Genomic DNA, 22,876 nt, shown 5'->3' on the forward strand with positions numbered 1-22,876 from the left:
TCCCGCTGCCGATCCGCCTCACCCTGCATCACGCAAGGATCCCAGCCAGCGCTCAGGCCGAACGCACGCCACGCGGATTCTTCAGCAGTCTCCTAAGGGCCCAGGGGCGCCGTGGGCGCGACTGAGTTGAGCCCACGTCGTGGGCGCGACTGAGTTGAGCCCACGCCGCCGTGAGCGCGACCGGGGATAACCAGCCGCAACCGGCATCCCCGGGCCGGGCACCCGCCTAGGGAGTGTGGGCCACTCCGGCCCGCACCGCCGCACGGACCTGCTCCAGACCCTCGGCCGAGACCAGGCCGAGCTCGTGCGCCCGGGCCGCGGCGTCGTCATACCCGTCGAACAACCAGATCCCCTCGGCGGCTAGTGCGGCACGCTCGTCCTCGCCCGCGCCGGTCACATTGTGGATGAAGACCGCCCGCACGTGGTCCGGGTCCCTGGCGAGCATCGCTCGCCCGACCTCGACGTCCGCCTGCCCGTTGTCGCCGATGAAGACGACCTGGCACTCGGGGAACAGCAGCCGGGACCGGTCGAAGTTGACCATCTTGCGCTCGGCGATGCGGCCCTTGGTCGCCAGGTTGAGGATGTGGCCGGTCATCACCGAGTGCTGCGGGAGCCCCAGGCCGGCCAGGCCGTTGCGGGTGTAGCTCTCGACGAGCCCCCGTGGGTCGCTGGGCCTGGCCGTGATGAAGGTCAGGTCTCCGGGACGTCCGGGGTGTTGCGCGGCCCCACGGTCCAGTGCCTGGAGGAGCTCCACGACACCCGGATAGACGCTCCCGCGGGGGTAGCGCTTGTCGTGCAGCATGCACAGCACCGTGTCGTCGATGTCGCACAGGATGCGCAGGTCCTCCGACGGGTTGCCGGCGGCCTCCCGTGCGATGTGCGTGAGGATGTCGGCCCGCACCCCCTCGTCGTCGATGTCGTCGAAGACGAGGTGGTCCAGGTCGTGGTGGCTGCCGGCGGTGTTGGTCAGCGTCTTGAACAGGCGGAGGTCCTCACCGCGCAGGGAGAGCACGAGGTCGCGGATCGCGTGCTCGTGGCTGCGCGGGGTGGGCCCGGTGTGCAGGGCCCGCACCAAGCGGGTGAGGGTCGCCAGGGACAGGTGCTCGCGCCGCTCGCGCACGAGCAGGTCCAGCAGGTCACTGCGGTGGTCGGGCCCGAACCGGCGGTCGTCGACCTTGCGCACCAGCGACACCAGGTCGAGCTCGGTCAGCACGTCGTCGAGCTCAGCGGGTGGGGTGTGCCGCAGCAGCTGGACGATCCGCGCCTCGGCCCGGCGCCCGGCCCAGCCCCTCATGAGCTCCGCGATCTCGGTGGCCCGGGCCGAGCGGGGTGTCCGCACCGTGAGCGCCCGGGGCAGCACGGTCGCGTCGACCTCGAGCACCTCGGGGTGCGGGTCGCCGTCGATCTGGATCGTGACCGGGTCCTCGCTGAAGACCCGCAGCCCGCGCCCCTGCTGGTAGGCCAGGCCCGGCACGTCCCGGCGCCAGCCGAGCAGGCCCTTGAGGGCGATCGGCCCCCAGTGCAGCACGCTCGGCGGGGCGACCCGGACCAGGTCGAGCAAGCCGTCGTCCAGCTCGGCGTCCGCCACGACGGTGATGCCGGCCGGGATCAGGCCGCAGTTGCCGATCAGCATGCTCCAGGCCGGGACGTCCTGTCGCGGCCCGCCGTCCACCTCGAGGCGCAGCGGGAGCAGGGGGCTGCCGAGCCGCCGCGCGCCCGGGGCGAAGTAGGCCAGCCAGCGGACCCACCGCTTCAGGTCCTGCCGTGTGTCGGCCACGGTGGCGGCGTCGTGACCGATCCCGACCAGCACGAGGAAGTGGTGCGGCGAGGACTCGACCGGGCCGGCCGGCCCCAGCTGGACGTAGGTCACCAGCCCGACGTCGAGCTCCCGCTGTCCGCCCTGCAGGGCTACGCGGACCATCTCCTGGACCCCGTGGCGGGGCAGCCCGAGGTTGCGCGCGAACAGGTTGGCGGTGCCCAGCGGCAGGATCCCCAGTGGCACGCCCGTGCCGGCGAGCACACCCGCGACCTGGCGGACGGTGCCGTCACCGCCGCCGGCCAGGACCAGGTCCGCCCCGTCCTGCAACGCCTCCCGCGCCTGCCTGGCCCCCGGCTCGGTGACCGTCGTGTAGCGGACCACCGGGTCCGGCCAGCCCAGCACACGGCATACCCGGTGCAGCTCGGCCTGCGCGGCCCAGGCACGGTCGGCGGCCGGGTTGAGCACCGCCGCGACCTGTGTGGTCCCGGACATGGGTCGCTAGTCGCGCAGGCGTTCGGTGAGGGACGTGGCGATCGTGTCGGGGGTCAGGCCGATCCGCTCGAGGACCTGGCCGCGGGAGCCGTGGTCCAGGAACTGCTTGGGTATGCCGTAGGTCCAGACCGGGGTGCGGTGCCCCGTCGCGCGGAGCCGGGCGGCCAGGGCCGCGCCGATGCCGGTGTCGACCACGTTGTCCTCGATCACCGCCACGGCCGCGGCGCGTGAGGCGAGGTCGAGCAGGTCGTCGCTGACCGGCAGCACCCACCGTGGGTCGACGACGCGGGTCGACAGTCCCTGGGCGCCCAGCTTCTCGGCGACCTCGGTGGAGATCCCGGCCATCGAGCCGACCGAGACCAGCAGCAGGTCCGGGGCCTCGGCCTCGCGCAGGATGTCGACGGAGCCGTGCGCGCCGACCGCCTGGATCGGCTCGGCCACGGTGCCCTTCGGGAAGCGGATCACGGTGGGCGCGTCGGTGACCTCGACGGCCTCGCGCAGCGCCGCGCGGATCTGGGCGCCGTCGCGTGGTGCCGCCAGGTGCAGGCCGGGCACGATCGAGAGGAGCCCCATGTCCCACATGCCGTTGTGGCTGGCGCCGTCGGTGCCGGTCACCCCTGCCCGGTCGAGCACGAAGGTGACCCCCTGCCGGTGCAGGGCGCAGTCCATGAGCAGCTGGTCGAAGGCGCGGTTGAGGAAGGTCGCGTAGATCGCGACCACCGGGTGCATCCCGGCGAAGGAGAGCCCGGCGGCCATGGTCACCGCGTGCTGCTCGGCGATCCCGACGTCGAAGACCCGCTCCGGGTAGCGGTGGGCGAACCCCGACAGCCCCACCGGGATGAGCATCGACGCGGTGAGCGCCACGATGTCCTGCCGCTCGTCGGCCAGGTCCAGCAGCTCGTCGCTGAACTCGTCGGTCCACGAGCGTCCGGACAGCTCGAGCGGCAGCCCCGTCTCGGGGTTGATGACACCCACCGCGTGGAAGCGGTCGGCCTCGTCACTGGTCGCGGGCGTGTAGCCGTGGCCCTTCTCGGTGATGACGTGCACGAGCACGACCCCGCCGAAGTCGTGGGCCCGGCGCAGCGCGGTCTCCACCGCCGGCAGGTCGTGGCCGTCGACCGGGCCGAGGTACTTCAGACCGAGGTCCTCGAACATGCCCTGCGGGCTGACGATGTCCTTGAGACCCTTCTTCACGCCGTGCAGCGTGCCGTACATCTGCCGGCCGACGACGGGCGTCCGGTTGAGGACGCGCTTGCCCCAGGACAGGACGTTCTCGTAGTTGCGCGTGGCACGCAGGGAGGCGAGGTAGTCGGCCATGCCGCCGACCGTCGGCGCGTAGGAGCGCTCGTTGTCGTTGACCACGATGACCAGCGGCAGGTCGGGGTTGGCGGCGATGTTGTTCAGCGCCTCCCAGGCCATCCCACCGGTGAGTGCACCGTCACCGATCACCGCGACGGTGTGCCGGTCGGTCTCGCCCCGCAGCTTGCGCCCGGCGGCGATGCCGATCGCCCAGGACAGGGAGGTGGAGGCGTGACTGTTCTCGACGACGTCGTGCCGCGACTCGGTCCGGCTCGGATACCCGGAGAGGCCGCCCTCCTTGCGGAGCGTGGCGAAGTCGTGCCGGCCGGTCAGCAGCTTGTGCACGTAGGACTGGTGCCCGGTGTCGAAGACAATGGAGTCGCGGGGGCTGTCGAAGACCCGGTGGATCGCCATGGTCAGCTCGACCACACCCAGGTTGGGCCCGAGGTGACCACCGGTGCGGGAGACGGAGTCCACCAGGAAGGCCCGGATCTCCTCGGCGAGGTCGAGCAGTTGTGTCGGGGACAGCCGTCTGAGGTCGGCTGGTCCGGCAATGGTGCTGAGCAGACCCACGATGCGTCGGCGCCTTTCCTGCGGGGACGTGGCACCCGAGTCTACGACCAGTTGCTCCCACCACCCTCAGAGAGCGCCCGCAGCACACACGATCGGCACAGAACCCTCACGTCCTCACGGGGGCACGCACCCGCATCGCCTCCAGCAGCAGCTCGGCGCTGCGCAGCGCGGCGCGGAGCCGCAACCCCTCCTGGGTCAGCGAGCCCAGCACGTCCCCGAGCGAGCCCGGTGGCAGCAGCGGCCCGAGGTCGGCACGGACGTCCCGCCAGGCACCTCGCATCGCGTCCAGCTCGGCCCGCAGGTGACGCACGGTGATCCAGGCCAGCGCCACCGGGTGCCGGCGCCACGCGCGGTACGCGCGGTAGTCGGCCGGGCACTGGTCGAGCAGCCACGCGACCGCGGCCTCCTCCCACCCGGGCACGCCCGTGGGCGGCACGCGCTCTGGCCATCCGGGCGGTCCTGACATACGAACAAGTGTACGACAGCAAAGGCAGCTACGGAGGCAGCAGTGGCGGGCACCGGGGCATACCACGGCGAGCACGCTCGTGAGTGGCTTTCCACACCCCTGGAGGGGCTCGCAAGCCACTCACGAACCGCACCAGCGCGGCCACCGCAGCCACCGCGGGCGCGGTGTGACATATACGACAGGGCGACGTTTGATAATTCACGGGACGCCAGGTTAGGTTTGCCTTACTCAAGCCACTGCCTTCACACATCGGAGCACGCAGACCATGACCCGGATGACGATCCGCACCCGCCCCCTGGCCGCCCTCACGCTCACCGCAGCCCTCGCGCTCACCGCGTGCGGCTCCGACTCCCAGGCCGACGAGGGCGCGGGCGCCGGGGGCGAGACCGTCTCGATCACCGATGCACAGGGGCGCACGGTGGAGGTCCCGGCCGACCCCGGGGTCGTCGTGACGACCGACTGGAGCGTGGCGCGGACGCTGTCCGACCTGGGCGTCGAGGTGGATGCCGTGCCGGTGTCCAACACCGCCCTGCCGGAGGACCTGTCGGAGTACGACGGCGGTGACATCCCCACCGTGGGCACCGTCAAGGAGCCGGACTACGAGGCGATCAACGAGCTGGAGCCCGACCTCATCATCATCGGCTCGCGCACGGGCACCCCGGAGGTGCTCGCCGAGATGGAGAAGATCTCCCCGGTCGTCCTCGACATGTCGGTCCGTTTCGAGGAGCCCGGCGAGCAGCTCCCGATGACCGAGGAGCGGGTCGTCCAGCTCGGCTCGATCTTCGGCAAGGAGACCGAGGCCCAGGCGCTCATGGACGACCTGGCCACGCAGGTGGAGGAGATCGGCACCGAGGCCGCCGACGGCGGGGAGACCGCCCTGTTCGTGCAGGTCTCCGGCGGCACGGCCAGCGCCTACGGGCCGGGCTCGCGCTTCGGCATCGTCTACGACGCGTTCGGCTACGCCGACACCGGGGCCCCCGTCGACGAGGAGGGCTCGCACGGGCAGGAGATCAGCCAGGAGTTCTTCACCGAGTTCAACCCCGGCGTGCTGCTGGTCCTGGACCGCGCCGCGGCGATCGGCTCCGACGAGGCGCCGGCCCTGGAGGTCCTGAACAACGACCTGGTCAACACCACCGACGCCGCCACCAACGACAAGATCCACGTCGTCGACGGCTTCTCCTGGTACATCGCGAACGCTGCCCCGAGCTCGATCCAGCAGATGATCGACGACGTGCGGGCGACGCTCTGAGCGTGACCGCTCCCCCGGCGACCACAGCCCCCGCCCCGGCTCCGAGCCGGGGCGGGGTGCGTGCCGTCCACCTGGTGATCGCGGTCGCGGTCCTGGTGCTCGGCAGCTACGTGTCGCTGGGCATCGGCGCGGCCAGCAGCGTCGGCGTCGCGGACCTGTTCCCGCCCAGCGCGCAGGAGTGGCACCTCCTGGCCACCTCCCGCATCCCCCGGCTGCTGGCCATCCTCATGGCCGGTGCGTCCCTGGCGGTGGCCGGGCTGATCATGCAGCGGATCACCGCCAACCGCTTCGTCTCCCCCAGCACCTCCGGGACCGTCGAGGCCGCGGTGCTCGGCATCCTGGTCGCCACCATGTTCTTCAACTCGACGTCGCTGGTCGTCAAGATGCTGATCGCCATCGTCACGGCGATCCTCGGCACGATGGTCTTCCTGCAGATGCTGCAGCGCATCCAGCACCGGGAGGGCATCGTGGTGGCCCTGGTGGGGCTGATGTACGGCGGCGTCCTGGCCGCGGTCACCACCTTCGTCGCCTACCAGCGCGACATGGTCCAGTACCTCGACATCTGGACCACGGGCTCGTTCTCCGGGATCCTCGAGGGTCGTTACGAGCCGCTCTACACGGTGCTGGTGGTCGGGGTGGTCGGTTACCTGTTCGCCGACCGGTTCACCGTCATCGGCATGGGCGAGTCGTTCGCCACCAACCTCGGCCTGAACTACCAGCGCATCCTCTACACCGGCCTCATCGTGGTCTCGGTCATGGCAGCGGTCGTCGTCGTGGTGGTCGGCGCGATCCCCTTCCTCGGCCTGATCGTGCCCAACGTGGTCACCCTGCTCATGGGCGACAACGTCAAGAAGGTGCTGCCGGTCACTGCCCTGGCCGGGGCCGGCTTCGTGCTCGCCTGCGACGTCGTGGGCCGCCTGGTCATCCACCCCTACGAGATCCCCGTGGCTACCATCGCCGGCGCGATCGGTGGCGTGGTCTTCATCTGGCTCATCCTGAGGTCTGCCCGGGGGGCGGCCGTATGACGACACTCCAGTCCCGGCGCGAGCGCGCCTCCGTCCCGGGCCGGGTGCGCCCGGACAGCACCCACGCCAGCCCGGTCGAGCAGCGGCGGCGCCGCCGGATCAGGGTGAGCCTCGGCATACTGGCCCTCCTGTGCGTCCTGGGGGTCGTGGCCTACCTCACCTACGACGTGCGCGGCTCCTGGGAGTACGCCATGGACCTGCGCGGCCGGCAGGTCGGCTCGCTCGTCGTCGTCGGCGCCGCGGTCGGCGCCTCCAGCCTGGTCTTCCAGACGATCGCCGGCAGCCGGATCCTGACCCCGAGCGTGATGGGGTTCGACGCGCTCTACCTACTGGTGCAGACGGTCATCGTCTTCTTCTTCGGCGGGACGGCGTTCCTGATGATGGGCGTCGGTGAGCGCTTCCTGCTCAACACGGCCGTGCTGACGGTCTTCGGGATGCTGCTGTTCCGCTGGCTGTTCGGCCGCAACAGCCGCAACCTGCTCGTCCTGGTGCTGGTCGGCATCGTCATCGGCTCACTGTTCGGCTCCCTCACCTCGCTGGCCTCGCGCGTGCTCAACCCCAACGACTTCCTGACCCTGCAGGACGTCATGTTCGCCACCTTCAACACCGTGGACGGGACGCTGCTGTGGTTCGCCGCGGCCGTGTGCCTCCTCGGGCTCGCCGCCCTCGTGCCGCTGCTGCGGTCCCTCGACGTGGTGGACCTCGGCTACGACAACGCGGTGGCGCTCGGCCTGCCGTACCACCGGGTCGTCACCCTGACCCTGGCCGTGGTGACCGTCCTGGTCGCCGTGTCGACCGCGCTCGTGGGACCGATGCTGTTCCTCGGTCTCATCGTGGCCAACCTGGCCCGGCAGGTGCTGCCGACCCATCGGCATACCGAGCTGGTCCTGGGGTCCGTGCTGGTCGGGGTGCTCTGCACGGTCGGCGGCCAGTTCGTGGCCGGCCACCTGATGGACAACGGCACCACCCTGAGTGTCGTGGTCAACCTGGTGGGCGGCATCTATTTCATCCTGCTCCTGATGAGGACGGTCAAGCTGTGATCAGCGTGCGCAAGGTCAGCCACCGCTACGACAAGCAGGTCGTGCTCGACGACGTCGGGCTGACGCTGCCCGTGGGTCAGCTCACCTCGATCGTCGGCGCGAACGGTGCCGGCAAGTCGACCCTGCTGTCGGTGATCAGCCGGCTCCTGAGGCCCGAGACCGGCACGGTGTTCATCGACGACCTCGACGTGCAGAGCGCCGGCGACGACGCCATCGCGCGGAGGCTGGCCGTGCTGCGGCAGGACAACCGGGTCACCGCCCGGCTGACCGTCGTGGACCTGGTCCGGTTCGGGCGCTTCCCCTACAGCAGGGGACGCCTGACACCCGAGGACCACGCGCTGGTCGACGAGGCGCTGGACTACCTGGACCTGCAGCCCCTGCGAGACCGGTTCCTCGACCAGCTCTCCGGCGGCCAGCGGCAGCGCGCCTACATCGCCATGATCCTGGCGCAGGACACGGACTACATCCTGCTGGACGAGCCGCTGAACAACCTGGACATGAAGCACTCCTCGTCGATGATGACCCTGCTGCGGCGCGCGGCCGACGACCTCGGCAAGACCATCGTCCTGGTGCTGCACGACATCAACTTCGCCTCGTGCTACTCCGACCACATCGTCGCGATGCGGGACGGGCGGGTCGTCGTCCAGGGGACGCCCCGGGAGATCATGCAGCGCGAGGTGCTGCGCGAGGTCTTCGACATGGACATCCACGTCCAGGACCTGCACGGGGTGCGACTGGGCATCTTCTGGACCACCGGAGCGCCCGTCGGGCCCGGCCCCCTCGCGCCCGAGCCGGGCGAGGTCGGACAGCCAGCGGTCACCGTCGGCTAGCCACTGCTCGGCTGGCCGCCCACCGGTCCGCCGCCCGTCGGCTCGTCCCCTCCGGCTGCGGCCACGGTCACGCAGCAGCGCCCGGGCGCGGGCTCGAGCCGCGCGGTGAGACGCGCCGGTGCCAGCTCCTCGGTCAGCCCCTCCAGCATGGCGTGGTTCATACCGCACACCAGCTGGGTGTGCCGCTGCGCGAGCGCATGGAACGGGCAGTTCGCCAGGACCACCCGCTCCCCCTCGGGCCGCGGCTCGTAGCCGTGCTGCTCCAGCACCGAGGACACGCGGGCGAGCGCCGCACCGGAGTCGGGAGCGACCGGCGCTCCGCGCACCGCCTCGCGACCGAGGGCGGCGCCGCGGGTGGCGGCGACCTCGTGCAGCACCTCGCGCACCGGTCGGCCGTCGTCCGCCGCTCCCTCGACCGCCTCGGCGAGCAGCTCACCGGCGAGGGCGTACTCGCGCGGCGGCAGGGAGACGGCCACCTCCTCCCCGCTCGCGCGGTACACCTTGGCGGGCCGCCCCGCACCAGGTCCGGTGCGGCCACCGAGGCGCTGGTAGTCCACGCTCAGCAGCCCGTCGTCCGCCAGGCGGTCGAGGTGGAACTTCACGGTGTGGTGGGCGATCCCCGTGGCCTCGGCGACCTCCTCGCGGCCGACCGGCTCGTCCCGGCGGCAGACATAGCGGTACAGCTCGCGGCGCACCGGTTCATTCAGTGAGGCGATGCCGCTGACGGCGCGGCCGAAGGGGTCCTCCGGTCCGCTCGCGGTGTCGCCCGGGCCGGCAGGGTCCTCGTGCGCGGCAACCATCAGAACTCCTCTTGCGATCCGTCTCCAACAGGTCTAACGTCAACTGTACTCTCCGTTAGAAGCGCCGTCCAGGAGGACCCAGGTGACGACATACTCAGAGCTCTCCCCCAGCCCGGTGCCACACGCCGTGGACCGGCTCGAGGAGGCGACCCGCGCCGCGGCCGCCTTCCTCGCCGCCCTCGGCGTCGACTGCGACACCGAGAGCATGGCCCGCAGTCCCCGCCGGATGGCCCAGGCCTACGCCGCGATGCTCACCGCCCGGCCGTTCGAGATGACGACGTTCGACAACGACGAGGGCTACGACGAGCTGGTCCTGGTCCGCGCCATCCCGGTCCAGTCGGTGTGTGAGCACCACCTGCTGCCGTTCACCGGTATCGCGCACGTCGGCTACCTGCCCGGCTCGCGCATCCTCGGCCTGTCCAAGTTCGCCCGCGTCGTGGAGCTCTTCGCCCGCCGCCCGCAGGTGCAGGAACGGCTCACCCAGCAGATCGCCGACTGGATCGACGGGGAGCTCGCCCCGCGCGGCGTCGGTGTCGTCGTCGAGGCGGAGCACACCTGCATGACCCTGCGGGGCGTCCGTGCCCGGGGCACCACCACCCGCACCAGCGCGCTGCGCGGCACCCTGCGCGACCCCGCCCAGCGCGCCGAGTTCCTCACCCTCATCAGCTAGGAGCACCTCATGAGCAGCCAACCCAGCACGGACGCCGGTGTCGTCGTCATCGGCGCCGGTCTCGCCGGCGCACACGTCGTGGAGGCACTGCGCGAGCGGGCGTATGCCGGACCGCTCACCCTGGTCGGTGACGAGCAGGACCGACCCTACGAGCGCCCTCCGCTGAGCAAGGGCTACCTGCAGGGCGCCGCGGAGATCGAGGAGGCCTACGTGCACCCGGAGGGGTGGTACGCCGAGCACGACGTCTCCACGCGGTTCGGGGACGCCGCCGTCGCGGTCGACCGGGAGGCGCACGTGGTGGAGCTGGCCGACGGTGAGCGCCTCCCCTACCGGACGCTCGTGCTGGCCACCGGGGCGACACCGCGGCGCCTCAGCGTGCCCGGCTCCGACCTGGGGGGCGTCCTGACCCTGCGCCGGATCGCCGACAGCGACGCCCTGAAGGAGGCCATCGGCAGCCACCGTCGGATGGTGATCGTCGGCGGTGGCTGGATCGGGCTGGAGGTTGCAGCTGCCGCCCGTGCCGGCGGGTGCGAGGTCACCGTCCTCGAGATGGCCGAGCTGCCGCTGCTGCAGGTGCTCGGGCCACGGGTCGCGGAGTACTTCGCGCAGCTGCACCGCGACCAGGGGGTCCGACTGCGGACGGGGGTGGGCGTAGAGGAGATCACCGGCACGGACGGCCGGGTGACCGGCGTGGTGGTCGACGGGGAGACGATCCCCGCCGATGTCGTCGTGGTGGGGGTCGGCGCCGCCCCGAACACCGACCTCGCGCGCGCCGCCGGCCTCTCCGTGGGCTCCGGCGTCCTGGTGGACGAACACCTGCGGTCGGTGGACGACCCGGACGTGCTGGCGGTGGGTGACGTGGCGGAGGCGCGGCACGTCCCGACCGGCGAGCCGTTGCGGGTGGAGCACTGGGACAACGCGATCCGGCAGGGCAAGCTGGCCGCCGCCAGCATCACCGGTGGCCCGGAGGTCTACGACTGGGCGCCGTACTTCTACACCGACCAGTACGACCTGGGCATGGAGTACGTCGGGCACGGCGGCGCCGCCGACGACGTGGTGATCCGTGGCGACCTGACCTCTGGTGAGTTCATCGCCTTCTGGCTGCGTGACGGTGTCGTGAGCGCCGCGATGAATGTCAACATCTGGGACGTCAGCGACGACCTGCGAGCGCTCCTCGGGCGCGAGATCTCCCCCGAGCGGCTATCGGACGAGAGCATCGGGCTCACCGAGCTCTGAGGCGACGAGGGACGTCCCAGCGACCGGTCAGGATCTCAGGGCCCTGACCCACTTGGGGCCCGCGCGGCAACACCTCAGCCGTCGAGGCTCCGAACGGCACGCAGCACGGCCTCGACGGAGACGTCGATGTCCGCGGCGGTGGTGAGGTGGTTGGAGACGGCGATCCGCATCAACCGCCGGCCGTGCCAGGTGGTGCCGCCCATCCAGCAGGTGCCGTCCCGCTGGATCCGGGCGATCACGGCGTCGGTGCGCCGGTCGGCCTCCGCCCCCTCCCCGCCGAAGCCCACGAGCACCTGGTTGAGGACCACGTCGTTGACCACCTCGAGGCCGGCACCGGCCAGCGCGTCAGCGAAACGCCGGGCGTGCTCGCAGCACCGGTCGACCAGGTCGGCGATCCCCTGCCGGCCGAGCTCCTGCACAGCCGCCCACACCGCGAAGCCGCGGGCGCGGCGGGAGGACTCGGCCGTGTAGTCGGCCACCCCCGGCGCCACGCCGGAGCCGGTCAGGTAGGACGCGGTGTAGGACATCGCGGCCGTCTGCACGTCGGGGCGGGAGCAGAACGCGAACCCCGAGTCGTAGGGCACATTGAGCCACTTGTGACCGTCGCAGCCCCAGGAGTCCGCCAGCTCCACGCCGTCGACCAGGTGCCTGAGGGAAGGGCTCGCCGCGGCCCACAGCCCGAAGGCGCCGTCGACGTGCACCCAGGCACCGTGCTCGTGAGCCAGCGTGATGGCAGTGCGCAGGTCGTCGACGGCACCGGTGTTGACGTTGCCGGCCTGCAGGCACAGCACCGTCAGCACATCGTGGTCGTCGCCCTCCGTGGCGAGCACCCGGGCGAGGTCGTCGGTGTCGATCGCGCCCTGGGCGTTGACGGCGACCTCCTGCAGCGCGTCGGAGCCGAGCCCCAGCAGCCGCAGCGACCGGTCGATGGTGGCGTGCCGTTCGGCGCCGGCAAGCACCCTGATCCGCGGCGCCCCGAACAGTCCGCGGCGTTCGACGTCCCAGCCTGACTCTCGCATCAGGTGGTGCCGCGCCGCCGCGAGCCCGACGGTGTTGGCACCCTGGGCACCGGTCACGAAGCCGACGCCGGCTGAGGCCGGCAGGCCCAGCAGGTCCTTGAGCCAGGCGCCGGCGACCTCCTCGGCTGCGGCAGCGGCCGGCGCCAGGTGACCGTTGAAGGCGCACTGGTCCCAGCCGACAGCGAGGATGTCCGCGGCCGAGGCGGCGGGCAGGGCGCCACCGATGACGAAACCGAAGTAGCGCGGCCCCGGCGTCGCCATGAGACCGGGTCGGGCGGCGGTGATGAGCTGCTCCACCACCTCCCCCGGGTCGCGCGGTCCGTCGGGCAACGGCACGGCCAGCAACCGCTTCGCGTCGGCCTGGTCGGCCGGCGCCTGCACCGGACGCGTGTCCAGGGACTCGCGGAAGTCGGCGGCCTCCTCGGCGGCGAGGTGGAACAACGAGCGCAGATCGGCCATGGCGGTGATGCTACGGCGGTGTCGCCGGCGACCACGAGCGGGTCCCGACCCGGCCGCGCGACGCTGCGTCACCTCCTGGCCACCGGCCGCGCGCTGCTCACGGCAGCGCGCCCTTCCCCCGCACCGACGTGACGCGCAGCCTGGATCCATGACGACAGAGACGACCGACTCCGCCCAGGGGCTCGACCACGAGATCTACCGACAGCTCTTCGACCGCCGCACCCTGGTGCTGGGCGAGGCGCTGGAGGAGCGCAACAGCAACCGGCTGTGCACCGCGCTCCTGCTGCTCGCCGACGCCGACCCACGGGAGGACATCCGCCTGCTGATCAACTCGGTCGGCGGCTCGGTCCCGGGCATGCTCGCCATCCGCGACTGCATGCGGATGATCCCCAACGACGTCGTGACGGTCAATGTAGGCATGGCCTACAGCGCCGGCCAGTTCCTGCTCTCCTCCGGGACCAGGGGCAGGCGCTTCACCATGCCGCACGCCAAGGTGCTCCTGCACCAGGGCTCCGCGGGCATCGGCGGGAGCGCCATGGACATCGCGATCCAGGCCGACGACCTGCGGCACACGCGGGACACCGTCCTCGGGTGCATCGCCGAGGACACGGGTCAGCCCGTCGACCGCGTCGAGGAGGACTCGCGCAGGGACCGCTGGTTCTCGGCGGAGGAGGCACTCGACTACGGCTTCGTCGACGCGATCGTCGGCTCCCTCGAGGACGTCATGCCCGGGCGCACCTCCCGGATCGGGTTGGGGAGCACGCGATGAGCACCTACTCCCTCCCCTACGTCACGACGCAGAGCCCGCGGGGCGAGCGCACGCTCGACATCTACAGCCGGCTGCTGGCGGACCGGATCGTCTACCTGGGCACCGGCATCGACGAGGGCGTCGCCAACGCCGTCATCGCCCAGCTCCTGCACCTGGAGAACGAGAACCCGGACGCACCGATCGCGCTCTACCTCAACTCGGTGGGTGGCTCCATCCCCGCCACCCTGGCGATCTACGACGCGATGCAGTTCGTCCGACCGCGCATCGACACCACCTGCGTCGGGCAGGTCGTGGCCAGCTCGGCCGTCCTCCTGGCCGGGGGCGCGGCCGGTCACCGCTCGATCCTCCCCCACGGCCGGGTCGTGATCCACGCCCCCGCGGCGGAGGGCCGCGGCACGGTGCCCGACCTGATCCTGGAGGCGGACGAGGTCGAGAGGGTGCGACGGATGCAGGAGGAGATCCTCGGCCTGCACACCGGCCACCCTGCGGAGCAGGTGCGCCGGGACACCGACCGCGATCTCATCCTCACGGCGCAGGCCGCTGTCGACTACGGCGTGGTCGACCAGGTGCTCGCCTCGCGCGTGGCACCGGCCCTCACCGCGTGAGCACCGGCGCCCAGGTGGAGCCTGCACCCGGCAGACGGTAGGCCGCCCCTGGCCCCGGAGGACGCAGCACCGGCGATCACGACCGACGCCACGGGAGTCTCGTCAGCTCACGCAGCGAGCAGGACCGGTCCGGTCGCCTGACGCTGCGGCGGCACCGCGCCGAGGTGGGCTCCGGCGCGGCGGGTCAGGTCGATCACGGAGAGGTCGAGGGCCCCGGCCAGCGCCTCGAGCATCTCGGACGACGGGTCCTTCTTGCCGCGCTCGAGCTCGGAGAGGTACTGCGGCGAGAGTCCCGCCCGCCCGGCCACGTCGGCGATGCGCTCGCCGCGGAACTCCCGCTCGCCGCGGAGCTGGCGCCCGAGCGCCTCGCGCCACAGGGGCGCGGGCCGCAGAGGCACCTCGGCGGGCAGCCCACGTCCCGGATGCTGCGACCGACGCCTCGCGCGCGCCAGTCGGTCGGGCAGTCGCACCATGTCTCCCATGGCGCAACGCTAGCGCCGAGCGCTCTCCGCCGGGAGGGTTTTACGCCCTCGGCGGAGGGCTTGACCCTGCGCCCGCCCGGCCGGCCGTCGCTGCGGGTGAGCGTCCCGGAGGACGTGAGCGACGGCATACCGCCTCTGGTCAGTCGGCGGCGCGGACGTTGATCAGGTTGGCCCACGGGTCGTCGAAGGAGACGGTCCGACCGTCGTCCCGGGTCGGCACGCCGTAGTGCGTCATCCGCTCGGTCAGGGCACCGACCTCGTCCGCCGTCGGCACCACGATGTCGACCTGGCCCAGTCCCAGCGTGCGCTGGCGGGGGCCGGCTCCACGGGAGTTCCACACGTTCATCGCCATGTGGTGGTGGTACTTGCCGGCGCTGACGAACAGCGCCTGGTCGCCCAGCGACGCGGTCGTCTCGAAGCCGAGCTTGTGCACGTAGAACTCCTGAGCGCTGCGCACGTCACCCACGGACAGGTGCACGTGACCGACGACGGCGCTGCCCAGGGAGGTCGGGTCCGCCAGGCCCCGCTCGCTGAGGTGCTCGCGCAGGAACTGGTTGGGGTCCAGGTAGAGCGTGGACATCTCGACCTGACCGTGGGTCCAGCTCCACTGGGTGCGGTCCCGGTCCCAGTAGAGCTCGATGCCGTTGCCCTCCGGGTCGTCGAAGTAGAACGCCTGGCTCACCAGGTGGTCGCTCGAGCCGACGAACCGGACACCGGGGTACTGCGCGGCGGTTGCCACCGCGGCGGCCAGCGCCTCCTGGGTCTCGAACAGGATGGCGGTGTGGAACAGGCCGGCCTGGCCGGGGGTGGCGGCCTTGAGGGCCGGGCTGTGCCGCAGTATGACGACGGGCTCGGTCCCGCGTCCGAGAGTCACCTGGTCGCCGGTGCTGGAGACGACCTCCAGCGCGATCGCGTCGCGGTAGTAGGCGGTCATCACGTCGAGGTGGGCGACGTCCAGCGTGACCGCACCCATGGCCGTGTCGGCCGCGAGCAGGTCCTTGGGGGCGAGCAGGTCAGGGGTAGCCATCGGTTCCATCCTCTGAGTAGTTGATTGTTCAAGTATTACAACAGAGGGGTGCCCGTGTCCATTCCCGAGGTAGGACGTGGTGCCCGAACGCGGGGCAGGCCCCGCACCGATCATGCTGGTGCGGGGCCTGCCGGGGCGGTCTGCGGCGCGTGTCAGGCAGAGACGAGCGAGCGCAGGACGTACTGCAGGATGCCGTCGTTGCGGTAGTAGTCCGCCTCGCCGGGGGTGTCGATGCGGAGCACCGCGTCGAACTCGACCTTCTCGCCGCCGTCCTTCTCGGCGGTGACGTGCACCGTCTCCGGGATCGTCCCGTCGTTCAGCGCGGTGATGCCGGTGAACGAGAAGGTCTCCGTGCCGTCCAGGCCGAGGGACTCGGCCGTCTGCCCCTCGGGGTACTGCAGCGGCAGCACACCCATGCCGATCAGGTTGGAGCGGTGGATCCGCTCGTAGGACTCCGCGATGACGACCTTGACGCCCAGCAGGCGGGTGCCCTTGGCCGCCCAGTCCCGCGAGGAACCCGAGCCGTACTCCTTGCCGGAGAGGATCACCAGCGGGACACCGGCCTCGGCGTAGGTCTGGGCCGCGTCGTAGATCGCGACCGGCTCGGTCGAGCCGTCCAGCAGGTTGCGGGTGAAGCCGCCCTCGACCCCGTCCAGCAGCTGGTTGCGCAGCCGGATGTTGGCGAAGGTGCCCCGGATCATGACCTCGTGGTTGCCGCGGCGCGAGCCGTAGGAGTTGAAGTCCTTGCGCTCGATCCCGTGCTCGGCCAGGTAGCGACCGGCGGGGCTGTCGCCCTTGATCGAACCGGCCGGGCTGATGTGGTCGGTCGTGACCGAGTCACCCAGCTTGGCCAGGACCCGCGCGCCGGAGACGTCCTCCACCGGCGCCGGCTGCGCCTGCATGCCCTCGAAGTACGGAGGCTTGCGGACGTAGGTCGAGTCCTCGGCCCACTCGAAGGTGTCGCCCTCCGGGGTGGACAACGACTGCCAGCGCTCGTCACCGGCGAACACGTCGGCGTAGTCCTCGGTGAACATCTCGCGGCTGATCGAGGTGGCGATCGTCGCCTCGACGTCCTCGGGGTTCGGCCAGATGTCCTTCAGGAACACCTCGTTGCCCTCGGTGTCCACCCCGAGCGGCTCGGCCTCGAAGTCGAAGTCCATCGTGCCGGCCAGGGCGTAGGCGATGACCAGCGGCGGGGACGCCAGGTAGTTCATCTTGACGTCCGGGTTGATCCGCCCCTCGAAGTTCCGGTTGCCCGACAGGACCGAGGTCACCGCGAGGTCGCCTGCGTTGACCGCCTCGGAGACCTCCTCGATGATCGGGCCCGAGTTGCCGATGCAGGTGGTGCAGCCGTAGCCCACCAGGTGGAAGCCGAGCTTCTCCAGGTAGGGCCACATGCCGGCCTTCTCGAAGTAGCCGGTGACGACCTTGGAGCCCGGCGCCATCGACGTCTTGACCCACGGCGGCACGGTCAGCCCGCGCTCCACGGCGCTCTTGGCCAGCATCGCGGCCGCCATCATCACCGAGGGGTTGGAGGTGTTGGTGCAGCTGGTGATCGAGGCAATCACCACGTGGCCGTGGTCGATCTCCACCTCCTTGCCGTCCAGGTTGACCGTCACCGGGTTGCTGGCGCGCGTGCCGTTGGCAAAGAGTGCCGAGTGCGTGGGACGACCAGCCTCCTGGGACTCCTCGTGCGCGTCGTGCGACGGGGCGTCCGAGGCCGGGAACGTGTCGCGCAGCTCCTGGTCCACGGCGCTCTTCTCGATGCCGTTGCCGTCGACCACGTAGTTCTTCAGGTCGGCCCAGAACTGCTGCTTGGAGTCGGTCAGGGCGATCCGGTCCTGCGGGCGCTTCGGCCCGGCGATGGAGGGCACCACCGTGGACAGGTCCAGCTCGAGGCGCTCGCTGTAGCGCGCCTCGACCGAGGCGTCCAGCCACATGCCCTGCTCCTTGGCGTAGGCCTCGACCAGGGCGACCTGCTCCTCGGAGCGGCCCGTCAGACGCAGGTAGTCCAGGGTCACGCCGTCGATCGGGAAGATCGCGCAGGTGGAGCCGAACTCCGGGCTCATGTTGCCGATGGTGGCCCGGTTGGCCAGCGGCACCTGGGCCACGCCCTCGCCGTAGAACTCCACGAACTTGCCGACCACGCCGTGGTCGCGCAGCATCTCGGTGATCGTCAGCACGACGTCGGTGGCGGTCGCACCGGCCGGGATCGACCCGGAGAGCTTGAAGCCCACCACGCGCGGGATGAGCATGGAGACCGGCTGGCCGAGCATCGCCGCCTCGGCCTCGATGCCGCCCACACCCCAGCCCAGCACGCCCAGGCCGTTGACCATCGTGGTGTGGCTGTCGGTGCCGACACAGGAGTCCGGGTAGGCCGTGAGCTCACCGTCGACCTCCCGCGTCATGACCGTCCGGGCCAGGTGCTCGATGTTGACCTGGTGCACGATGCCGGTGCCCGGCGGCACGACCTTGAAGTCCTCGAACGCGGTCTGGCCCCAGCGCAGGAACTGGTAGCGCTCGCCGTTGCGCTCGTACTCGATCTCCACGTTGCGCTCGAAGGCGTCGGGCCGGCCGAACACGTCGATGATCACCGAGTGGTCGATGACCAGCTCGGCGGGGGCCAGCGGGTTGATCTTGGTCGGGTCGCCGCCCAGGTCGACCATCGCCTCGCGCATCGTGGCCAGGTCGACCACGCACGGCACGCCGGTGAAGTCCTGCATGATCACCCGCGCGGGGGTGAACTGGATCTCGGTGCTCGGCTCGGCGGTCTCGTCCCACTGGGCGAGCGCGTTGATGTGGTCGGCGGTGATGTTCTTGCCGTCCTCGGTGCGCAGCAGGTTCTCCAGCAGCACCTTCAGGCTGAACGGGAGGTTCGCCGCGCCCTCGAGGTCGGTGATGCGATAGATCTCGTAGCTGGCGTCACCTACCTGGAGGGTGCCCTTGGCCCCGAAACTGTTGGTCGTGTCGCTCACGCCGACTCCTCTCAGATTATCTTGACGTCAAGATAGTTCTATCACAGAACCGTCCTCAGCAGCCAGTCTCCCCCACCCGACCAACCCCGTCCACGGAAGGCTTGCCTAACTGCGGCACGTCCCCGCTGCCGCACCGGTGACAGTGACCTGCCCCTCTGTCAGCCGGTCGCGGGCGGGATGTTGTGGTTGTGCCGGAAGAGGTTGCCCGGGTCATAGGCGGCCTTGACCGCTCGCAGCCGCTCCCAGGTCGCCGGCGGATAGGCGTCGGCAGGCGCGACCGGGCCCGGGGAGCCCAGGAAGTTGACGTATGCCGCACGGTCGCCCTGGTCCAGCGCCGCGAGGAGGTCGTCGGCCCACTGCGTGGCCTCGGCCAGCGTGTCCGGGCCGGTCGCCATGCACGACAGGTAGCTCACCATCGAGCGGTCGCGGAACCCGAAAGCCGTGGCGTCCTCGGCCGGGTCGCTGATCGCACCCCCGAGGACCCGGAGCTGGACCAACCGCGTGGGCCCCGGTCCGTCGGCGACGGCGCGGATCACGTCGGCGGCCAGCTGCTCGTCGACCCGCTCCAGGAAGTTGGTCCTCGACACGAACGTCATCCTGGGGATCTCCTCCCAGCCGAGCAGGTCGGCATACGGCGCCGGCCGGATCAGGTCGGCCAGGGGTGTCGCCAGCGCCCGGAAGGCTGCGATCGCCTGCTCCGCCTCCTCAGGGGGACCGACATGGACCAGCGTGCCGAAGAGCACCGGGGAACCGTGGTGCTCGGTCGCCACGAACGGCACCGGCGGGCACGGCATCAGGGTGGCGATCGTGGTCAGCTCGCGCGGCGCCCGCCCGGCCGCTGCCAGGAAGCCGGCCAGCACGTCCGGGGTCGCGGGCAGCACGAGCGGCCCACCCGTGGTCTGGCTGACGTCGTCGAGCCGGAACGTCATTGCCGTGACGACTCCCAGGTTGCCGCCGCCCCCGCGCAGCGCCCAGAACAGGTCCGGCTCGCGGTCGGCGTCGACCTCGCGCACCCGACCGTCGGCCGTGACGACCTCGGCAGACAGGAGGGCGTCGATCGTCAGGCCGTAGCGGCGGCTGAGCAGCCCCACTCCCCCGCCCAGCGTGATCCCGGCGATCCCGACCGCCGCGGTGTCACCGAAACCCGTGGCCAGGCCGTGCTCCCCGGCGGCCCGGACGTAGTCCCCGGCGGTCAGGCCCGCCCCCGCCCGGGCGGTCCGGCTGTCCGGGTCGATCGACAGACCCCGCAGTCCCGAGAGATCGAGGACCAGACCACCCTCGACGGTGCCGTGAGCCGCCGCGCTGTGCCCACCGCCACGGACCGCCAGCACGGTGCCCGACCCACGGGCCGCGTCCACGACCGCCCGAACGTCGGCGACATCGCGGGCCCGGACGATGGCCAGGGGCCGCACGTCCGGGTGACTGGCCTCCGTGAGGCGAGCCACGGCATACTCCTCCGCCTGCTCCGGGGTGATCACCGCACCACTGACGGTGGAAGCCAGCCGGGCGATCAGAGCCTCTGTCGAGTCCATCCCCACACCGTGGCACCCCGCACCGACAGTCACCCCGGCTCCGTGGAGGATCACCGTCTCAGCGACCCTCCGGACCCGCCGTGCGTCAGCGTGCGCCGGACTCCCGGTCGACGACGTGCATGCCGTGGTGCCGTTGTGGGGGCGCGGCGCCGTGCTGCCCACTGCGCAGGTGCCACGCCACGGCCTCGGCGCGTCCCCGCACTGCGAGCTTGCGGTAGATCCGGGAGGTGTGGTGCATCACGGTCTTGGGGCTGATCCCGAGGGTGGCCGCGATCTCACGGTTGGTCTGGCCGGAGGACAGCAGGGTCAGGACCTCGAGCTCGCGCGGGGTGAGCTCCTCCTCCCCACCACGGTCCTGCAGGATCTGGGCCATCCTGATCACCCGGGCGGCAGGCAGAGCGGCTGGCTGGGGAGCGGGGGGCTGCGATGCGACTGCGGCCAGCAGGCGGCCCGCCTCCGCCGCATACGACAGCGCAGCCTCCACGGCAGCGTCCGGCGACAGGGCCGCACCCCAGGCCACCTCGACATCGGACCGGGACCGCGGCACCCTCGCGGTGTAGGCGACGACCGCGCCGTCGTAGGCCCTCACGGCAGCCGGGGGGACGGATGGCCGGAGCACGCCCAGCCGGCGGGTGAGCATGCCGTGCAGGCGACCGGCCCAGGTCAGGTCGGCACGGGCCAGCGCCACGAGGAACAGGCACAGCATCGGCGGCCACGCCCGCGCCTCGGCACCCGTCACCCGGCTGCGTCTCAGGGTCGCGGCACTGTGCCGCACCGCTCCCCCCAGGTCACCGGCGTGCAGCGCCCCGAAGGCGGCGACCGGCTCCAGCCAGTCCAGGCTGCGCAGGTCGCCGGCGTCCCGGGCCAGGACGACCAGCTGCTCGGGGCGGGGCACGTCGTCGGGACCGCGCACCTCCTGCGGCAGGCTGCTGAGCAGACCGGCCGGCGACAGGAGCAGGGACTGGTCGTCGACCTGCCGGGCGTGGGCCACGGCGGACCTGGCCCACCGGGCGGCCTCCGCGAGGTCCCCCCGCTGGTGCGCCATCATGCCGCTCCAGGTCTCGAAACGCACCAGGCGCGGCAGGTCGCCGCGCCGCGTCGCGATCTCCACGCCCTCGCGGGCCCAGCCCTCCGCCGCGGTGCGGTCGGACATCGCCCGGGCGGCCTGCACGGCGACGTAGCTCACCTTCAGGAGCGGGTGCTCACCGAGCGCACGCGCGTCCTCACGCAGCCGCTCGAGCACGGGCGTGGACACGACGACCTCCTCGGCCGTCGAGGCGAGCTCCACGCGGAACAGCTCGCGCCAGGCGGCCAGGAGCAGCCACTCCGCCGCGGTGCCGGGCGCGTGGGCCGTGCCGACTTCGTGCAGACGCAGCACGGCATCGATGGTCGCCACGTGCTCGGGCGTCGCTCCCCGGTTGAACCACATCGGTAGGAGGCCGAGGCTCAGGGTGCTCGCCGCGGGGGCGTCACCGGCAGCGAGGGCACCCGTGAGGGCGTCGACGAGGTCGGGCTCGGCTGCGGTGACCAGCGAGCGCGCGGTGCTCAGGTGGCCGGACTCCTCCAGGGTGGCCGCCTCGCGGGCGACGCGACACGCCCAGCGCGTGTGCCGCCGGAGCCGTTCGGCCGGCGGGGGCCAGGCCCCGGCGCGGCGCAGGTGCTCCCGGACCAGCGGAGGCAGCACGAACCGGCTGGTGCGCCCGTCGTGCTGGGGATGGACCAGGTGGGCGTCGACGAGCGCTGACAGGTCGTCCAGGACGTCCGCGCCGACGCACACGTCCTCGATCACGTCCAGCGGGACCAGCGACCGGAAGATCGTCAGGTCACCGAGGAGCTCCTGCTGGTCCGGCGTCAGGAGGCTGATGCTCCAGGCGACCGCCGTGTCCAGGTCGTGGTCCGGGGTCGCCGGGGACCGGAGCAGCTGCGAGGGCACACGGTCGAGCAGGTCCACGAGGGTGGCCGGCGAGAAGGTCGCGGCACGGACCGCGACCAGCTGGATCGCCAGCGGCAGTCCCCCGACCTGTCGGCAGACCTGGGCGATGTCGCCCAGGACCCCGTCCTCCAGCACCACTGATGTGCCGGTGCGTGCCGCCACATCGAGGAAGAGCCGGACCGTCGGGTGGCGCCGCAGGGCTCCCGGCTCGTCGCGCGGGTCGGGCAGCGGCAGGGGCAGCACCCGCACCACGACCTCACCCGGGAGCCCGACGGGCGTCCGTGAGGTCAGCAGCACCCGGACGTCGGGGCGCGACCGGCACAGCTCGTCCAGCACGACTCGCGCCTCGTCGACCCGGTCGACGTCGTCGACCAGGACCAACGCATCGGGGGCCGCGGCCTCCAGGGCGACCGTGAGCCCCTCACGGGTGGGGCTCCGGCGTCCCTCGACGAGGCAGAGGCCGGGCTGGGTGTCCGGGCCCGCGGCGACCACACGCTCGGCGGCTGCCCGTGCCAGGGAGGTGGTGCCCGCTCCCGGCAGCCCGGTCAGCGTCACCACGGCACCCGGTGCCTCCAGGGCACGCACCGTGGTGCGCATCTCCTCGTCGCGCCCGTACAGGTTCGCGACCATGAGCGG

Annotated in this window: 18 protein-coding genes; 8 read left to right on the forward strand and 10 right to left on the reverse strand. The window is 71.6% G+C overall.

Features of this window, described 5'->3' with window-relative positions; genetic code table 11:
* Positions 1–226: 226 nt before the first annotated feature.
* From DA085_RS10295 to DA085_RS10305, 3 genes are all read right to left on the reverse strand, one after another.
* Positions 227–2,251, reverse strand: a complete 2,025-nt coding sequence (locus tag DA085_RS10295) for a diacylglycerol kinase family protein (RefSeq protein WP_109472890.1) — start codon at positions 2,249–2,251, stop codon at positions 227–229.
* Positions 2,252–2,257: 6 nt separating this feature from the next.
* Positions 2,258–4,123, reverse strand: coding sequence for a 1-deoxy-D-xylulose-5-phosphate synthase (gene dxs, locus DA085_RS10300; protein WP_109472891.1), 1,866 nt, complete (start codon positions 4,121–4,123; stop codon positions 2,258–2,260).
* 106 nt (positions 4,124–4,229) lie between these two features.
* Entirely contained in the window at positions 4,230–4,589 is a 360-nt protein-coding gene (locus DA085_RS10305) for a hypothetical protein (RefSeq protein ID WP_109472892.1), read from the reverse strand.
* 274 nt (positions 4,590–4,863) lie between these two features.
* Between DA085_RS10305 and DA085_RS10310 the strand changes: the two genes are divergently transcribed.
* The 4 genes from DA085_RS10310 to DA085_RS10325 are packed head-to-tail and all read left to right on the forward strand — an operon-like array spanning position 4,864 to position 8,733.
* Positions 4,864–5,838, forward strand: coding sequence for a siderophore ABC transporter substrate-binding protein (locus tag DA085_RS10310; RefSeq protein ID WP_237565438.1), 975 nt, complete (start codon positions 4,864–4,866; stop codon positions 5,836–5,838).
* 2 nt (positions 5,839–5,840) lie between these two features.
* On the forward strand, positions 5,841–6,863 hold the full coding sequence (locus tag DA085_RS10315) for an ABC transporter permease (protein WP_237565439.1): 1,023 nt from the start codon (positions 5,841–5,843) through the stop codon (positions 6,861–6,863).
* Positions 6,860–7,903, forward strand: a complete 1,044-nt coding sequence (locus DA085_RS10320; RefSeq protein WP_109472894.1) for an iron chelate uptake ABC transporter family permease subunit — start codon at positions 6,860–6,862, stop codon at positions 7,901–7,903. The genes DA085_RS10315 and DA085_RS10320 overlap by 4 nt, the downstream gene beginning before the upstream one ends.
* Positions 7,900–8,733 (forward strand): iron ABC transporter ATP-binding protein, encoded by an 834-nt coding sequence (locus tag DA085_RS10325; protein WP_109472895.1) that lies wholly within the window; start codon positions 7,900–7,902, stop codon positions 8,731–8,733. Before DA085_RS10320 ends, DA085_RS10325 begins: the two co-directional genes overlap by 4 nt.
* On the opposite strand, the gene DA085_RS10330 is transcribed toward DA085_RS10325, so the two are convergent.
* Entirely contained in the window at positions 8,730–9,533 is an 804-nt protein-coding gene (locus DA085_RS10330) for a helix-turn-helix transcriptional regulator (RefSeq protein WP_109472896.1), read from the reverse strand. The genes DA085_RS10325 and DA085_RS10330 overlap by 4 nt on opposite strands.
* An 82-nt stretch (positions 9,534–9,615) precedes the next feature.
* Between DA085_RS10330 and folE the strand changes: the two genes are divergently transcribed.
* Together folE and DA085_RS10340 are read left to right on the forward strand one after the other, a co-directional pair.
* Positions 9,616–10,203: a GTP cyclohydrolase I FolE gene (gene folE / locus DA085_RS10335; protein WP_109472897.1), complete on the forward strand. Its 588-nt coding sequence runs from the start codon at positions 9,616–9,618 to the stop codon at positions 10,201–10,203.
* Positions 10,204–10,212: 9 nt separating this feature from the next.
* Entirely contained in the window at positions 10,213–11,439 is a 1,227-nt protein-coding gene (locus DA085_RS10340) for an NAD(P)/FAD-dependent oxidoreductase (RefSeq protein ID WP_109472898.1), read from the forward strand.
* 74 nt (positions 11,440–11,513) lie between these two features.
* On the opposite strand, the gene DA085_RS10345 is transcribed toward DA085_RS10340, so the two are convergent.
* The gene (locus DA085_RS10345; RefSeq protein WP_109472899.1) at positions 11,514–12,917 is read right to left on the reverse strand and encodes a pyridoxal phosphate-dependent decarboxylase family protein; all 1,404 of its coding nucleotides are present in this window, start codon (positions 12,915–12,917) and stop codon (positions 11,514–11,516) included.
* A gap of 148 nt (positions 12,918–13,065) precedes the next feature.
* Here DA085_RS10345 and DA085_RS10350 point away from each other — a divergent pair, with 148 nt between their 5' ends.
* Complete coding sequence (locus tag DA085_RS10350) at positions 13,066–13,686, forward strand: ClpP family protease (protein WP_109472900.1); 621 nt, start codon at positions 13,066–13,068, stop codon at positions 13,684–13,686.
* Positions 13,683–14,291 carry a ClpP family protease gene (locus DA085_RS10355; RefSeq protein WP_109472901.1) on the forward strand — a complete coding sequence of 203 codons (609 nt, stop codon included), beginning with the start codon at positions 13,683–13,685 and terminating at the stop codon, positions 14,289–14,291. The genes DA085_RS10350 and DA085_RS10355 overlap by 4 nt, the downstream gene beginning before the upstream one ends.
* Positions 14,292–14,398: 107 nt before the next feature.
* On the opposite strand, the gene DA085_RS10360 is transcribed toward DA085_RS10355, so the two are convergent.
* The 5 genes from DA085_RS10360 to DA085_RS10380 form a co-directional block, all read right to left on the reverse strand.
* Entirely contained in the window at positions 14,399–14,773 is a 375-nt protein-coding gene (locus DA085_RS10360) for a helix-turn-helix domain-containing protein (RefSeq protein ID WP_237565440.1), read from the reverse strand.
* Between the two features lie 139 nt (positions 14,774–14,912).
* Positions 14,913–15,800, reverse strand: a complete 888-nt coding sequence (locus DA085_RS10365) for a VOC family protein (RefSeq protein WP_109472903.1) — start codon at positions 15,798–15,800, stop codon at positions 14,913–14,915.
* 152 nt (positions 15,801–15,952) lie between these two features.
* Positions 15,953–18,775, reverse strand: a complete 2,823-nt coding sequence (locus tag DA085_RS10370) for an aconitate hydratase (RefSeq protein WP_109472904.1) — start codon at positions 18,773–18,775, stop codon at positions 15,953–15,955.
* Positions 18,776–18,933: 158 nt separating this feature from the next.
* The gene (locus DA085_RS10375; RefSeq protein WP_154402162.1) at positions 18,934–20,307 is read right to left on the reverse strand and encodes an FAD-binding oxidoreductase; all 1,374 of its coding nucleotides are present in this window, start codon (positions 20,305–20,307) and stop codon (positions 18,934–18,936) included.
* A gap of 85 nt (positions 20,308–20,392) precedes the next feature.
* Positions 20,393–22,870 (reverse strand): LuxR C-terminal-related transcriptional regulator, encoded by a 2,478-nt coding sequence (locus DA085_RS10380; RefSeq protein WP_109472906.1) that lies wholly within the window; start codon positions 22,868–22,870, stop codon positions 20,393–20,395.
* Positions 22,871–22,876 lie beyond the last annotated feature (6 nt).

Source organism: Ornithinimicrobium cavernae (assembly GCF_003121625.1).
GTDB classification, from domain to species: Bacteria; Actinomycetota; Actinomycetes; order Actinomycetales; family Dermatophilaceae; genus Ornithinicoccus; species Ornithinicoccus cavernae.